Raw genomic sequence first — 15,175 nt, 5'->3', positions numbered from 1 at the left:
GGCGGCGCGGGTCCGCGTCCGCCGAGCGCCGCAGGTTCCGTACCGCGTCGGGTGGACGGCCGCCGGTGTCATCCCTCCGATGTAGTCGTGGGGAGTACCGGCCACCCCCCGGCCGCGGGGCTGTCCCGCGGGGCCCGAGGCCCCCACAATGTCCCGGTGATCAACCATCCGACGGTGCGCCGGCTGCGCGCGGCGGTCCGCCCGGCCGACGGCCCGGGCACCGCGCCGCCTCCCCGGCCGACCCGGCGCGGCCAGGCCTTCGACGTGGCCCTGGCCCTCTTCCTCGCCTTCACCGGCGGGCGCTACGCGACCATCGCGGGCGGCCCGCACGGGACGGCGCTGTCCTGGCTGCTGCTGGTGGTGCCGCTCGTCCCGCTGCCGCTGGTCCTGCGCCGCCGCTACCCGCTGGCGGTGCTGTGGACGGTGCTGCCGGCCGCGCTGCTGGTCCGGCACCAGTCGCAGGACATCGCGTACTCGGCGGGCGTGGCGGTGGTCGTCGCCGCGTACAGCGCCGCCGCGTACGGGCGCCGCCCCCGGGCCCTGCTGCTCGGCCTGCCGGCCGCCACCGCCGCCCTGGTGGTGCTCTTCTCCGCGGCCAAACTGCCGCACTTCCCCAACGGGGTGATCGCCGTCCTGCTTCTGGTGCCGGTGTTCGCGGTCGCGTACGAACTGCGGATGTGGCGCCGCCGGGTGGAGGAGGGGCGGGAGCGGCTCTCCGCCCTGGAGCGCGAGCAGCTGGCCGCGCTGCAGCGCGCGGTGGAGCTCGAACGGGCCAGGATCGCCCGGGAGTTGCACGATGTCGTCACCCACAACGTGAGCATGATGACGATCCAGGCCGGGGCGGCCCGCAAGATCCTGGACACCGCGCCGGAGAGGGCCCGCGAGGCGATGCTCGCGGTGGAGTCCGGCGGCCGCGCGGCGATGACCGAACTCCGGCACGTGATGGGCCTGTTGACCATCGACTCGGAGAGTGCCGACAACCCGGCCGCCGGGGCCGGCCTCAGCCCGCAGCCGGGCCTCGGCCGGCTGGAGACGCTGGTCCACGGCGTCCGGCAGGCCGGGCTGCCGGTCGAGCTGACCGTCCGCGGCGAGCGCCGCGCCGTCCCGCCCGGGGTCGAGCTGGCCGCCTACCGGGTCGTCCAGGAGGCGCTCACCAACACCGTCAAGCACGCGGGCGGCGCCCACGCCGCGGTGACCGTCGAGTACGCCCCCGACCGGCTGCTGGTGGAGGTCACCGACACCGGAGGCCGCCCCACCGGCGCCGCCGCCACCGGCAACGGACGCGGCCTGCTCGGCCTGCGCGAACGCCTCGCCGTCTACGGCGGCACCCTGCACACCGACCCCCGGCCGCGCGGCGGCTACCGCGTCAAGGCCCTGATTCCCCTGGAGAGTTCATGACCGAGCAGCCGCTGCGGGTGGTGGTCGCCGATGACCAGGCCCTGGTCCGCACCGGGTTCAGGCTGATCCTGGAGTCGGAGGGCATCGAGGTGGTGGCCGAGGCCGAGGACGGCGAGCAGGCCGTCGCCGCCGTCCGCCGCTGCCGGCCGGACGTGGTGCTGATGGACATCCGGATGCCCGGCCTGGACGGGCTGGAGGCCGCCCGCCGGATCCTGGCGGACGGCGCGAAGGAGCCGCCGCGGATCATCATGCTGACCACCTTCGACCTCGACCACTATGTCTACGCGGCGATGGCTGCCGGGGCCAGCGGCTTCCTGCTGAAGGACGTCACCCCGGAGCACCTGGCGGCCGCCGTCCGGCTGGTCCGCACCGGGGACGCGCTGCTCGCCCCGGCGATCACCCGCCGTCTGGTCGAGCGTTTCGCCCGCCCGGAGAGCCCGACCGGCCCCGTCGCCGCCCCGCACCGGGAGCTGGGCACGCTCACCCCGCGCGAGCTGGAGGTGACGGGGCTGCTCGCCCGCGGCCTCAGCAACGCCGAGCTCGCCGCCCGGCTGGGGCTGTCCGAGGCGACGGTGAAGACGCACGTGGCCCGGATCCTCGGCAAGCTGGGCCTGCGGGACCGGGCCCAGGTGGTGGTCGCGGCGTACGAGACCGGGCTGGTCAGCGTGGGGTCCGTCGCCGATCCGGCCGGGGGCCGGTGACGCGCGACGGGAGCCCGGGGCCTTGCCGCCCCGGGCTCCCGTCGTCAGGCGCCGCGGATCAGCGGAGGTCGAAGCGGTCCGCGTTCATGACCTTGACCCAGGCCGCGACGAAGTCCTCGACGAACTTCTCCTTGGCGTCGTCGGCCGCGTACACCTCGGCGACGGCCCGCAGTTCGGCGTTCGAGCCGAAGACCAGGTCGGCGCGGGTGCCGGTCCAGCGCACCCGGCCCGAACCGTCCCGGCCCTCGAAGGTGTGGGCGTCCTCCGAGGTGGCCTTCCAAGCGGTGTCCAGGTCCAGCAGGTTGACGAAGTAGTCGTTCGTCAGCACGCCGGGGGTCCCGGTGAGCACACCGTGCGTGGACCCGCCGTGGTTGGCGCCCAGCACGCGCAGGCCACCGACCAGGACGGTCAGCTCGGGCGCGCTGACGCCCAGCAGGTTGGCCTTGTCGAGCAGCAGGTACTCGGCCGGCAGCCGGTTGCCCTTGCCGACCCAGTTGCGGAAGCCGTCCGCCTTGGGCTCCATCGCGGCGAAGGACTCGGTGTCGGTCAGCTCCTGCGGTGCGTCCACCCGGCCGGGCGCGAACGGCACCTCGACGGCCAGCCCGGCCGCCCTGGCGGCCTGCTCGATGCCGACGCCGCCGGCCAGCACCACCAGGTCCGCGAGCGAGACCCGCTTGTCGCCGGCCTGCGCGTCGAACTCCTGCTGCACGCCTTCCAGGGCGCGCAGCACCGTGGCCAGCCGGTCGGGCTCGTTGACCTCCCAGCCGATCTGCGGCTGGAGCCGGATGCGGCCGCCGTTGGCGCCGCCGCGCTTGTCGCTGGAGCGGAAGGAGGAGGCCGCCGCCCAGGCGGTGGAGACCAGTTCGGACACCGACAGGCCGGTGGCGTTGATCCGCCGCTTGAGGTCGGCGACGTCGGCCGCGCCGATCGGCCGGTACGTGACCCCCGGCAGCGGGTCCTGCCAGAGCAGGTGCTCGCTCGGGACCTCGGGGCCGAGGTAGCGGACCACCGGGCCCATGTCGCGGTGGGTCAGCTTGTACCAGGCGCGGGCGAAGGCGTCGGCGAACTCCTCCGGGTTCTCCAGGAAGCGCCGGGAGATCGGCTCGTAGACCGGGTCGAAGCGCAGCGACAGGTCCGTGGTGAGCATGATCGGCACGTGCCGCTTGGCCGGGTCGTGGGCGTCCGGGACGGTGCCCTCGCCGCCGCCGTCCTTGGGCTTCCACTGGTGCGCGCCGGCCGGGCTCTTGGTGAGCTCCCACTCGTAGCCGAACAGCGTCTCGAAGAAGCTGTTGTCCCAGGTGATCGGGGTGGGCGTCCAGGTGCCCTCCAGACCGCTGGTGATCGCGTCGCTACCGACGCCGGTGCCGAAGGTGCTCTTCCAGCCGAGGCCCTGCTGCTCGATCGGGGCGTCCTCGGGAGCCGGGCCGACGCTGTCGGCCGGGCCGGCGCCGTGGGTCTTGCCGAAGGTGTGGCCGCCGGCGATCAGCGCGACGGTCTCCTCGTCGTCCATCGCCATCCGGTAGAAGGTCTCGCGGATGTCGCGGGCGGCGGCGATCGGGTCCGGGTTGCCGTTGGGGCCCTCGGGGTTGACGTAGATCAGGCCCATCTGGACGGCGGCCAGCGGGTTCTCCAGCTCGCGGTCGCCGGTGTAGCGCTCGTCGCCGAGCCAGGTGGTCTCCGGGCCCCAGTAGACGTCCTCGTCCGGCTCCCACTCGTCGACCCGGCCGCCGCCGAAGCCGAAGGTGGCGAAGCCCATGCCCTCCAGGGCCACGTTGCCGGACAGGATGATCAGGTCGGCCCAGGACAGGGCGCGCCCGTACTTCTTCTTCACCGGCCACAGCAGGCGGCGGGCCTTGTCGAGGCTGGCGTTGTCGGGCCAGCTGTTCAGCGGGGCGAAGCGCTGCTGGCCGCCGCCGGCGCCGCCGCGGCCGTCGCTGATCCGGTAGGTGCCGGCGCTGTGCCAGGCCATCCGGATGATGAAGGGGCCGTAGTAGCCGAAGTCGGCCGGCCACCAGTCCTTCGAGGTGGTGAGGGCCTCCTGGATGTCCCGCTTGACGGCCGGGAGGTCGAGGGTCTTGAAGGCCTCGGCGTAGTCGAATCCGCCACCGAGCGGATTGGCCACCGCCGGGTTCTTCGCGAGGATCTTCAGGTTGAGCCGTTCCGGCCACCACTGGCGGTTCCCACCGCCCTGGGTGGGGTGCGGCGCCCGCCCGTGGTTCACCGGGCAGCCCTCCGCGTTCGCCTCTACGCCGGTTGCATCGTGGTTGTCAGACATGGGAATCCTTCCCTCACAAGGCGGATCACGGTGTCTTCATCTGCTACCTACGGCACCTACTGCTGCTGTCTGGTCCTGGCGCGCCGCGTGTTGCCACTGCTGTCACTGCCCGCCGTTGCGCACGGCAGTGACGGGAGTCACGTGCTGCTGCCACCCAGGCTAGCGCCGGAGCCGATCCTACGATGGACGGAATCCAAGTCAAGAAAGACACCAAAGCCATATCCGATCGGGAACCGGAAGGCACCGGAAGTGAATTGGTAAACTCCGGTCCTCCCCTTGACCTGAATAGGTGAACCGATATGAGTGACCTGCTGGAGCGGCTGCGCGGGCGCGGCTGGCGCCTCACCTCCCAGCGGCGTGTCGTGGCCGAGGTCCTGGACGGCGAGCACGTGCACCTGACCGCCGACGAGGTGCACGCCCGGGCGGCGGAGCGCCTCCCGGAGATCTCCCGGGCGACGGTCTACAACACGCTCGGTGAACTGGTCACCCTGGGCGAGGTCGTCGAGGTGGCCACCGACGGGCGCGCCAAGCGCTACGACCCGAACGCCCACCACCCGCACCAGCACCTGATCTGCAACGGCTGCGGCGCCATCCGCGACGTCCATCCGCGGGGCAATCCGCTCTCCGACCTTCCGGCCGAGCAGCGCTTCGGGTTCGCCGTGGTGCAGGCGGAGGTCACCTATCGGGGGCTCTGCCCGGACTGCGCGGGCTGACCGCCCCGGCGGCCGGCCGGACGCGGGACGGTGCCCGGCGGCGCGGCCCCGAGCGCCGGGCACCGGGGGTGGAACGCGGCGGCTGCACCGGTCGACGACCGGGATCCCGTAGGGTCGGCCAATGGCGAAGTACTTCGACGTGCATCCAGAGTCCCCCCAGCCGCGCACCATCGGCACCGTGGCCGCCGGTCTCCGGTCCGGGAACCTCATCGCGTACCCGACCGACTCCTGTTTCGCCCTGGGCTGTCGCCTGGAGAACCGCGACGGCCTCGAACGGATCCGGTCGATCCGGCGTCTCGACGACCGCCACCACTTCACGCTGATGTGCATGGACTTCGCCCAGCTGGGCCAGTTCGTCCACATCGACAACGACGTCTTCCGCGCCGTCAAGGCCTCGACGCCGGGCAGCTACACCTTCATCCTCCCCGCCACCAAGGAGGTGCCGCGCCGCCTGATGCACCCGAAGAAGAAGACGGTCGGGGTGCGGATCCCCGATCACGCCGTCACCCGGGCCCTGCTCGCCGAACTCGGTGAGCCGCTGGTCTCCAGCACCCTGCTCCTCCCCGGCGAGGACGAGCCGATGACCCAGGGGTGGGAGATCAAGGAGCGGCTCGACCACGTGCTGGACGCCGTGCTGGATTCGGGCGACTGCGGCACGGTGCCGACGACGGTCGTCGACTTCTCCAGCGGCGAGGCGGAGATCGTCCGGCGCGGGGCCGGCGACCCGGCGCGCTTCGAGTGACGGGCCGGGGGTCGCGGCGGCCATGACGCCGGGGACCCCTCGGGCACGGCTCGGGGCCGGGCCCGAGGGGTCCCCGGGAGGGAACGCCTCGGTGGAAACCGGTGTGCTCAGCGGGTGCCGATGCGGTCCGGGGCGGGGCGCGGGGCGGCCACCGGGGCCGCGGCGGAGTCCGGTGCCGTCGTGGTCGGGGCGGGGCGCAGGGGCCACCAGAGGGCGCGGCCGAGGAGAGCGGCCAGGGCCGGGACCACGCCGAGCGAGAGGACCAGGGCGGAGAGCAGGATGCCGAGGGTCAGCGAGAAGGCGATCTGCTCGCTGCCCGGGGTGGTCGCCAGGGTGGCGAAGGAACCCGCCAGGACGGCACCGGCCGTGGCGACGGCGGGGGCGGTGTGCCGGACGGCGCGGGCCACGGCGGCCCGGGACGAACCCGGTCGCCGCATCTCCTCGCGGATGCGATCGGTGATGAGGATGTTGTAGTCGGTGCCCAGGGCGACGACGAACAGGAACAGCACCAGCGGGAGCGTGAAGGCGACGCCGGGCTCACCCAGGCCGTGCTGGAACAGCAGCGCGGCGGCGCCGAGGGTGGCGGCGAACCCGAGGCCGACGGCCAGCATCAGCACCACCGGGGCCAGCAGGCTGCGCAGGAGCAGCAGCAGGATCAGGGCGATCAGGGCGGCCGCGACCGGGAAGACCACGGTCAGGTCGTGGTCGACGGCGGTGGAGACGTCCGCGAAGATCGCCGCCGTGCCGCCCACGTGGCCCGCGGCCCCGGGCGGGGTGTGCGCGGCCACCGCGGCCCGGACCGGTCCGGAGGCCAGGTCACGGGCCCGCTGGCTCTGCGGGTCGGCGTTCAGGTAGACGTCGATCCGGGCGGCGCGGTGGTCCTCGCTGAGGACGGTCCGGCCCACCTGGCCGACCCCCTCGACGCCGGTCAGGGCGCGGGAGAGAGCGTCGAACCGGCCGGCGTCGAGGGCGCCGCCGTCCTTGGCGACGAGGTAGACGCTCGTCGGGTCGGACACCCCGGCCGGCAGGGCGCGGGAGATCTCCGCGGCAGTGGCCGAGGCCGCCGTCGTGGAGCCGTCCGCCAGGCTGTAGTTCATCCGGAGCCCGACCGTGCCGGCGGCCAGCACGCCGAGCAGCGCGACGGAGGCCATCAGCAGCGCCAGCGGCCGGCGGGCCACGAGGTCGCCGAAGCGGGCGGCGACGCCCTCCCGCGGAACCTGCCGCAGGGTGCGCGACGGCCAGAACATCCCGCGCCCGCAGGCAGCGAGCAGCGCCGGCATCAGGGTGAGGCTGCCCAGCAGCATGACCAGCACCGCGACGGCGATGGCCGGGCCGAGCGAACGGAACTGGCCGAAGCTCGCCACGCCCAGGGTGGCGAAGGCGGCGACGATGGTCAGCGCGGCGGAGGTGATCGCGGTGCCCACCCGGCCCGCCACCTCGGCGGCGGCCTCGCGGACGGGCTGGTCGGGTCGCGCCCGCAGGTGCTCGCGGAACCGGAAGAGCAGGAACAGCAGGTAGTCGACGCCGATGCCGAGCAGGACCACGGAGATCAGGCCCGGGGTGGAGGCGTCCAGCTTCAGGCCGCTGAGCGCCGCCGCGCCGGCCACCGCTCCGCCGGCCGCACCGCCGATCACGGCGACCGCGAGCAGCGGCAGCACGGCCGCGAGCACGCTGCGGAACACCAGCACATTGAGCAGCACGATCAGAGCCATGATGAGGGCGCTGCCGACGATCGAGGCGGTGCGGTTGGCGTCGGCGCTGTCGGAGCCCTGGGCCAGGCCGCCGGTGAACCCGGTGCGCATCCCGATCTCGGCGAACCGCGCGCGGGCGTCGTCCCGGAAGGTCTTGTAGACGTTCTGCACCCCCTCCTCGGCCGCGTTGCCGGTCAGCTCGACCGAGAGCAGTTCGAAGGTCCGGTCGGGCGCCACCATGGCGGGCGCGACCCGGGGCGTCTGGGAGTGGTCGGGCACCAGGAACGCCGGCTCGTCCGGCTTCCTCGGCATGACGACCCGGCGCTTGGCCAGCTTCGCCGCCTCGGCCTCGACCTGCTGCTGCTCGGCGGCGCTGAGCGCCTTGCCGTCGGTCCGGGCGACCAGCACCGTGACCGTGGTGGCGTCCGGCTTCACGCCGAAGTTCTCCTCGGCGATGCGCAGCGCGGCCGCCGAGTCGTAGCTGCGCGGCAGGAAGTCGCCGGTCTGGGCCCCGGTCACCCGGGACATCAGCATCGGTGCCAGGACGCTCAGCCCCAGTCCCAGCACCGCCCAGACGGCGATGACCTTCCACGCGTGTCTGGTGGAGAATCCGGTCAGTGCGCGGATCACGATTCCTCCGGCTGATGGACGCGAACGTCGGTGTCGGTGCCGGGGGCTCCCGGCCTGCCTCAAGACCATCAGGGCGAGGGGGTGCCGGGCGTCCGGGCAGCGGACGATCCGTGCCGGGGCCCGCGGTCCTCCACCTGGGACGGAACCAGGACCGTGGTCCTGGTCCGCCCTCCCGGCGTCGGCCGAGGGGACCACGTCCGGGCCGACGGGGCGATGCCAGAATGGCTCCGTCAGTGATCAGCCGGGAGGACCAGATGGACGGGCGTCAGCACGCCGAGGCGGCCGCGGGTACGGACGGCCCGCCGAGGGGGCGGACGGGGAACGACCCCGGCGGACGGCCGGGACGGTGGCCGGACGGGCTGCCGTGGACCCAGGCCGACGCCCTGGTGGCAGTCTGCGCCGGCACGCTCGACCTGCTCAGGTGCCTGCTCCTCGGCCAGGTGGCCGGTGGCCGGGGCATCACCGTGCCGGTCTTCGCCCTGGTCGTCCTGTCGTGCCTGCCGCTGCTCGCCCGGCGCAGCCGCCCGTTGCCGGCGCTCGCGGCCGTCCTGCTCCTCCAGACGGCCGTCGACCTCTTCTCCGCCCCGCTCGACACCCACTTCGGCGCCGTGCTGACCGTGGCCCTCTTCGCCGTCGGCCGCACCTGTACCCTCCCGGTGACCGCGGCCGCCATCGCGGCGACGTCGCTGGTGACCCCGCTCGGCCAGGGCCACTTCCAGCACCTGACCTGGGAGGGGGTCACCGCCGCGCCGGTGTCCGCCGCCCTGGTGGGCGGCACCGGTCTGGCGGTCTCCCGCTGGCAGCGGGAGGTGGCCGCCAACCGCCAGCTGCTGGCCGACCGGGCGGTCGCCGAGGAGCGCCGCCGCATCGCGAGGGAACTGCACGACATCGTGGCCCACCACATCACCACCATGCAGCTGATGTCCGGCGGCGCCCGCGCCAACCTCGGCAGGCCGGACGTGGTCCGGGACGCCCTGGTCACCCTGGAGTCCTCGGGACGGCTGGCCCTGAGCGAGATGCGCCAGCTGCTGAACGTCCTGCGGGCCGGCGACGAGCCGGACGCCGCCCCGCCGCTGCCCCAGCCCTCGGCGGAGGAGGTCGACCGGCTGGTGGACGAGTCCTGCCTGGCCGGGCTGCCGACCGAGTTCACCGTCGACGGGCCCCGGCGCCCGCTGCCGCCCACCGTCGGCCTGACCGTGTTCCGGATCGTCCAGGAGGGCCTCACCAACGCCCGCAAGTACGCCGGCCCCGCCCGGGCCTCCGTCCGCCTGGCGTATCACCCGGACCGGATCACCGTCGAGGTGCGGGACGACGGCGGCGGCGCACCCCCGCCGGAGTGGGCCCCGAGGGCGGGCCGGGCGGGGTACGGCCTGATCGGCATGCGCGAGCGCGTCGCCCTGCACGGCGGCACCCTGGAGACCGGCCCGCAGCCGGGCGGCGGCTTCGCCGTGGTGGCCGAGCTGCCGCTGACCGCCGCCGAATCGTCCGAGGCCGCCGTCCAGCAGAGCGGGGCGAGCCGGTGAGCGGGCCGACCGACCGTACCGACGGCACCGGGCCCGCCCCGGCGATCAAGGTGCTCATCGTCGACGACCAGCCGCTGGTCCGCCGCGGCCTGTCCCTGATCCTGTTCCCCGACCCGTCCTTCGAGGTGGTCGGCGAGGCCGAGGACGGGGAGCGGGCCGTCGCCGCCGCCCTCCGGCTGCGCCCCGACGTCGTGGTGATGGACATCCGGATGCCCGTCCTGGACGGCGTCGGCGCGACCGAGGAGCTGACCCGCGTCCTGCCCGGCTGCCGGGTGCTCGCCCTCAGCACCTTCGACATGGACGAGTACGTGGTGGCCGCGCTGCGCGCCGGTGCCCACGGGTTCCTGCCCAAGGACGTCTCCCCGGAGGAGCTCGGCACGGCGATCCGGACCGTGCACGCCGGGGAGGCGGTGGTCGCTCCGCGCCTGCTCACGCGGCTGATCTCCGCCTACGTCCGGGCACCGGTCACCGCCGCCCCGCCGCCGGCCGCGGCCGGCACGGGCGACCTCACACCCCGGGAGGTCGAGGTGTGGCGGCTGATCGCCACCGGTCTCGACAACTCCGCGATCTCGCTGGCCCTGGACATCAGCGTGTCGACGGTGAAGAACTACATCACCAGCATCTTCGGCAAGCTCGACGTCCGGGACCGCGCCCAGGCCGTCATCGCGGCCTACGAGTCCGGCCTGGTCACCGCCCGCACGGGGAACGGCGACCAGGCCGAAGGGCGCGCCTAGCCGAACGGCCGCGCGGGCCGCGCCCGGCGGCCCGGAGGGCTCGCCGGGCCGCCGCCTCCGGGAACCATCGACCGTCGCGGCCGACGAGGCATGCCCCGTCTAAGTCCACTGGACAGGGAGCGACTTGAGGCCGTTCTGGAAGTTGGAGACCAGGTGCCGCGGCGGCCGGCCCGGCACCAGCGCGAGCCCGGGGAGGCGCTCGATCAGCCGGCGCAGCATCGATCGCAGCTGGAGCCGGGCGAGTTGGGCACCGAGGCAGAAGTGCGGGCCGTGGCCGAAGCTCACGTGGTCGTTCGGGCTGCGGGTGATGTCGAAGCGGTCCGGCTCGGGGAACACCGCCGCGTCCCGGTTGGCGGAGGCGTGGTAGACCACCACCTTGTCGCCCCGCCGGATCGTCCGGCCGCCCAGCTCCACGTCCCGCGTCGCCGTGCGGCGGAAGTCCGTCACCGGTGGCCAGTGGCGCAGCATCTCCTCGACCGCGGAGGGCACCAGGTCCGGGTTCGCGCACAGCAGTTGGTACTGCTCGGGGTGGCCGAGCAGGGTGTACAGGCCGCCGGGCAGGCCGTTGCGGACGGTCTCGTTCCCGGCGACGGCGAAGAGGAAGAACATGGTCTCGAACTCCTCGGCCGTCAGCCCCGCTTCGAGCGTCCGGGAGAGCAGGCCGCCGGCCGGGGCGGGCCGCCGGGCCAGGCCGTGGGCGTAGGCGAACATGTCCGCCAGCGCGGCGCGGGAGCGGGGGTTGACCGGGCGGCCGTCCGGGGCGGTCCGGGTGGTGGGGCGGTGGGCGAGCGCGGCACGGCCGAGCTCGGTGAGTGCGGCCGGCTCCACTGTGCTGGAGTGGGCGTAGTCGGCGTCCTGGTAGCCGATCACGCGGTTCGCCCAGTCCAGCAGCAACAACCGGTCCTGCTCCGGCACGCCCATCACCCGGGCCAGTGTCCACACCGGCAGGTCGGCGGCGAGCCGGACGAAGTCCGCGCGACCGGCCGGCCGCACCTCCTCGATCAGCTCCCGCACCCGGCCGTCGACCGCCTCGGCCAGTTCCGCGAGGGCGCGCGGGGTGAACGCCGCGGCGACGATCCGGCGCAGCCGGGAGTGGCCGGGCGGGTCCTGGTTGAGCATCATCGCCCGGGCGAACTCCAGGTCCGCCGGGGTGTCGGGGTCGCGGATCTGGGTGGCGCCCAGGTGCGAGGAGAACAGCTCGGGGCTGCGCAGCACGTGCTTCACATCCGCGTGCCGCAGCACCGCCCAGTACCCGGGGCCTCCGGGCCACCCACCGATCGGAGGCTCCTCGACCCAACAGACGGGAACGGACTCGCGGAGTTTCCGCAAGAGTTCGTGAGGAACGCCGTGGGCGTAGGTGTCCGGGAGGAAGATCTGGTTGACGTACGCCTGATCGAGGGTCACATGGACGGACGGTACGCCAGGGTCATCACGACGTCATGGACGGTGAAAAGGCGTTCGAGTTCAAGGGGATGATCGGTCCGGACGATCGCCGCCTCGACGACGGCGGCGAGCGCTGGACCACGCCGCCGACCGGCGGGGCCACGACGGGCCACGCGCCGGCCGACCGGTTCCGGCCCGCCACCGAGGACGGGGCCGGACAGTCGCTCGACGGCGGCCGGAGCCGCGAGGCGCGCACGTTCTGCCAGGCACGGTTCGATGTCGGCGCCGAGCGCGTCGGGGAGGCCGGTGACGCGCCTGTGACGAGGGCGTGGAGGGCCGGGTCTCCCATAATGGAGGCCACGACACGCCGGGCGGTGGGGGCGAGCAGGTGCAGGGCTGGCAGGTCAGGAACGGCATCGAGAACAGCACGGTCAACGGCAGCGCCTTCCAGGCGCGCGAGCTGACCGTCCACCAGTACGCCGCGCCGGCCGCCGAGGTGCGGTGGCCGGTGGTGATCGGGCGGATCCCGCCCAGGGCGACGGCCTTCCAGCCCCGGGCGGAGCTGCGGCGGGCCATCGACGAGGCCCGCGGGGAGTACGGGACGGTCGTGCTGAGCCAGGTGCTGGCGGGCGGTGGCGGCGTCGGCAAGTCGCAGCTCGCGGCGCACTACGCGCGCGCGGCCGTCGAGACGGGCACCGACCTGGTGCTTTGGGCCGACGCGGCCGAGCCCTCCGCGGTGACCGACCTGTACGCCCGGGCCGCCGCGGAGCTCCGGGTGCCCGGGGCGAGCGGCGAGGCGGCCGAGCAGGACGCGGAGCGCTTCCTCGCCTGGCTGGCCGCCACCGAGCGGGGCTGGCTGGTCGTCCTCGACAACATCACCGAGCACACGCCCGAGGAGCTCTGGCCCGTCACCAGCCGGGGCGGACGCGGACGGGTCATCGCGACCACCCGCCACCGGGGAGCCGCCAGTACGGGCGGCGACCGGACCCTCGTGGATGTCACCACGTACTCCCCCGCCGAGTCCGCCGCCTATCTCGCCGAGCGGCTGGAGCGGGCCAAGTGCGCCCGCTTCCTCGACGAGCACGCGGAGGAGCTCGCCGAGGCGCTGGGCCACCTGCCGCTGGCGCTGGCCCACGCGGCCGCCTGCATGGTCAACACCCGGCGCGGCTGCGGCCGGTACCTGGAGCTCTTCCGCGACCGCTCGCGCAGCCTGGACGCCGTGCTGCCGGCCCGCTCCGGTGCCGACGGCTACCGCGGCCCGGTCGCGGCGGCGCTGCTGCTGGCCCTCGACGCGGCGCAGCAGGAGGAGCCGGTCGGGCTCGCCGGGCCGGTCCTCCGATTGGCGGCGCTGCTCGACCCGGCCGGGCATCCGCAGGAGCTGTGGGGCACCGGGCCGGTGCTGGAGCATCTCGGCGGGGTCCGCGGCGCGCCCGTCACGGCCGACGACGCGATGGAGGCGCTCGCGCTCCTGCACAACTACAGCCTCGTCACTCTCACCGAGACCTCCCACCGGGAGGTGACCCTCCATGCGCTCACCGCCCGTGCCACCCTCGACACGGCTCCCGACTCGACGCGGGCGGGCATCGTGGTCGCCGAGGCCCTTCTCGAACTGTGGCCGACCGCGGACTACGGCGTGCAGGGTCTGGCCGCGACGCTCCGGGCCAACACCGACGTGCTCACCCGGCACGGGCCGACCGGCCTGATCCAGCGGCCGCTGGGGATGCACCTGCTGCTGTTCCGCTGCGGCGCCAGCCTCGTGGAGGCGGGCCTGTACGCCACCGGCATCCAGTACTGGACACATCTCGCCACCACGAGCTCGCGCGTCCTGGGAGGCGACCATCCCGACACCCTCGCGGCCCTCGGGAACCTCGCGCAGTCGTGCTGGGAGGCCGGACGCACCGACGAGGCGATGAGTCTCCAGGAGCAGGTCCTCGCCGACCTCCAACGCCTCCACGGCAGTGACCACCCCACCGTCCTGATGGCCCGCAACAACCTGGCCGCCACCTACTCGGAGGCCGGTCGGGTCGAGGACGCCATCGGTCTCCAGGAGCAGGTCCTCGCCGACCGCCGGCACGAGCTGGGCGCCGACCACCCCGACACCCTCACGTCCCGCAACAACCTGGCCGCCACCTACCTGGAGGCCGGTCGGGTCGAGGACGCCGTCGGCCTCCAGGAGCAGGTCCTCGCCGACCGCCGGCGCGTCCTCGGCGTCGACCACCCGGACACCCTCACGTCCCGCAACAACCTCGCGGTCATGTACCTGCACGCCGGAGACGTGGAGCGAGGGGTGGAGATGCTCCGCCGGGCGGCGGCGGACCTCGACCGCGTCCTCGGGCCGGACCATCCGTCGACCGTGCTGGCCAGGGAGAACCTGCTCGAAGTGACGGGGGATCCTCAGCCCGAGGCCGCCCAGGACAGCAGCAGCCGCAGCCCGTCGTCCGACGCCGAGCCCGGGTCGGCGGTGTAGGTCACCAGCGCCTGGCCCGGGTCGTCGGCCGGCCGCAGGGTGTCGTACACGAGGTCCAGCGTGCCGGCCAGGGGGTGGCGGAAGGCCTTGCGGCCCGAGGTCTTGTCGGCGACCGGGTGGTCGGCCCACATCCGCTGGAACTCTTCGCTGCCCAGGCAGAGTTGGCCGATCAGCTCGGCGAGCAGCGGGTCGTCGGGGCGGCGGCCGGCCTCCAGGTGGAGGAAGGCGACGTTCTCCCGGGCGCACGCGGCCCAGTCGGCGTAGAGCTCGCGGGAGGCCGGGTCGAGGAAGGTGATGCGGGCGATGTTGCGCTCCTCGACCGGCAGGGCGCCGTAGTCGCCGAGGAGCGCGACGGCGGCGTGGTTCCAGGCCAGGACGTCCATCCGGTGGCCCATCACCAGGGCCGGGGTGTACGGGAGCTGCTCCAGCAGGCGCAGCAGCGAGGGGCGGGGCCGCTGGCGCTCGACGGGGCGGCGGGGGCGGGCCGCGGGCCGGGCGAGGCGGTGCAGGTGGCCGGACTCGTCGGGGGCCAGCCGCAGGGCGCGGGCGACGGCGTCGAGGACGGCGTCCGAGGGGTTGCCGACGCGGCCCTGTTCGAGGCGGGTGTAGTAGTCGACGCTGACTCCGGCAAGCTGGGCGAGCTCCTCGCGGCGCAGCCCGGCGACGCGGCGGCGGCCGCCGTAGTCGGGGAGGTCGACGTCCTCGGGCCGCAGGCCGGCGCGGCGGGTGCGGAGGAATTCGCTCAGGGCGCTGCTCGGGTTCACGTCATGGATTGTCACCCGGACGGGTGCCGCCGTGGGGGGGGCGGGGGGGGGGACGGCCCGCGGGGGGCCGGGGGGGGCGGGCCGCGGCGCGGGCGGCGCGGGGGGGGGGGCGGGGAGGGGGGGGGGGGGCGGGGGCAGTGGGGTATAAAAAAAA

Annotated in this window: 11 protein-coding genes; 7 read left to right on the top strand and 4 right to left on the bottom strand. The window is 74.3% G+C overall.

Annotation, left to right across the window (positions count from 1 at the left end):
• Positions 1–159 precede the first annotated feature (159 nt).
• Both ACWGJO_RS02950 and ACWGJO_RS02945 read left to right on the top strand, forming a co-directional pair.
• The gene (locus ACWGJO_RS02950) at positions 160–1,398 is read left to right on the top strand and encodes a sensor histidine kinase (RefSeq protein ID WP_452181935.1); all 1,239 of its coding nucleotides are present in this window, start codon (positions 160–162) and stop codon (positions 1,396–1,398) included.
• Complete coding sequence (locus tag ACWGJO_RS02945; RefSeq protein WP_452181842.1) at positions 1,395–2,099, top strand: response regulator; 705 nt, start codon at positions 1,395–1,397, stop codon at positions 2,097–2,099. The genes ACWGJO_RS02950 and ACWGJO_RS02945 overlap by 4 nt, the downstream gene beginning before the upstream one ends.
• Before the next feature lie 58 nt (positions 2,100–2,157).
• Here the strand turns inward: ACWGJO_RS02945 and katG are convergent, their stop codons facing one another.
• On the bottom strand, positions 2,158–4,374 hold the full coding sequence (gene katG, locus ACWGJO_RS02940; RefSeq protein ID WP_452181841.1) for a catalase/peroxidase HPI: 2,217 nt from the start codon (positions 4,372–4,374) through the stop codon (positions 2,158–2,160).
• A 299-nt stretch (positions 4,375–4,673) separates the two neighbouring features.
• Between katG and ACWGJO_RS02935 the strand changes: the two genes are divergently transcribed.
• Both ACWGJO_RS02935 and ACWGJO_RS02930 read left to right on the top strand, forming a co-directional pair.
• On the top strand, positions 4,674–5,087 hold the full coding sequence (locus ACWGJO_RS02935) for a Fur family transcriptional regulator (protein ID WP_387688511.1): 414 nt from the start codon (positions 4,674–4,676) through the stop codon (positions 5,085–5,087).
• Between the two features lie 121 nt (positions 5,088–5,208).
• A complete protein-coding gene (locus ACWGJO_RS02930) occupies positions 5,209–5,829 on the top strand; it encodes an L-threonylcarbamoyladenylate synthase (RefSeq protein WP_452181840.1) in 621 nt (206 codons plus the stop codon).
• A 107-nt stretch (positions 5,830–5,936) separates the two neighbouring features.
• On the opposite strand, the gene ACWGJO_RS02925 is transcribed toward ACWGJO_RS02930, so the two are convergent.
• Entirely contained in the window at positions 5,937–8,150 is a 2,214-nt protein-coding gene (locus ACWGJO_RS02925; protein ID WP_452181839.1) for an MMPL family transporter, read from the bottom strand.
• Between the two features lie 254 nt (positions 8,151–8,404).
• On the opposite strand from ACWGJO_RS02925, the gene ACWGJO_RS02920 reads away from it, so the two are divergent.
• A complete protein-coding gene (locus ACWGJO_RS02920) occupies positions 8,405–9,673 on the top strand; it encodes a sensor histidine kinase (protein ID WP_452181838.1) in 1,269 nt (422 codons plus the stop codon).
• Positions 9,670–10,407, top strand: coding sequence for a response regulator transcription factor (locus tag ACWGJO_RS02915; protein ID WP_452181837.1), 738 nt, complete (start codon positions 9,670–9,672; stop codon positions 10,405–10,407). Before ACWGJO_RS02920 ends, ACWGJO_RS02915 begins: the two co-directional genes overlap by 4 nt.
• A gap of 99 nt (positions 10,408–10,506) precedes the next feature.
• Here the strand turns inward: ACWGJO_RS02915 and ACWGJO_RS02910 are convergent, their stop codons facing one another.
• Entirely contained in the window at positions 10,507–11,811 is a 1,305-nt protein-coding gene (locus tag ACWGJO_RS02910) for a cytochrome P450 (protein ID WP_452181836.1), read from the bottom strand.
• 367 nt (positions 11,812–12,178) lie between these two features.
• Between ACWGJO_RS02910 and ACWGJO_RS02905 the strand changes: the two genes are divergently transcribed.
• Entirely contained in the window at positions 12,179–14,257 is a 2,079-nt protein-coding gene (locus ACWGJO_RS02905; protein WP_452181835.1) for a tetratricopeptide repeat protein, read from the top strand.
• On the opposite strand, the gene ACWGJO_RS02900 is transcribed toward ACWGJO_RS02905, so the two are convergent.
• On the bottom strand, positions 14,185–15,030 hold the full coding sequence (locus ACWGJO_RS02900; RefSeq protein ID WP_452181934.1) for a helix-turn-helix domain-containing protein: 846 nt from the start codon (positions 15,028–15,030) through the stop codon (positions 14,185–14,187). The two genes, ACWGJO_RS02905 and ACWGJO_RS02900, sit on opposite strands and share 73 nt — an antisense overlap.
• Between the last annotated feature and the right edge of the window lie 145 nt (positions 15,031–15,175).

This window comes from Kitasatospora sp. NPDC054795, from assembly GCF_053611565.1.
This window is presented reverse-complemented; position numbering and strand designations above follow the sequence as displayed.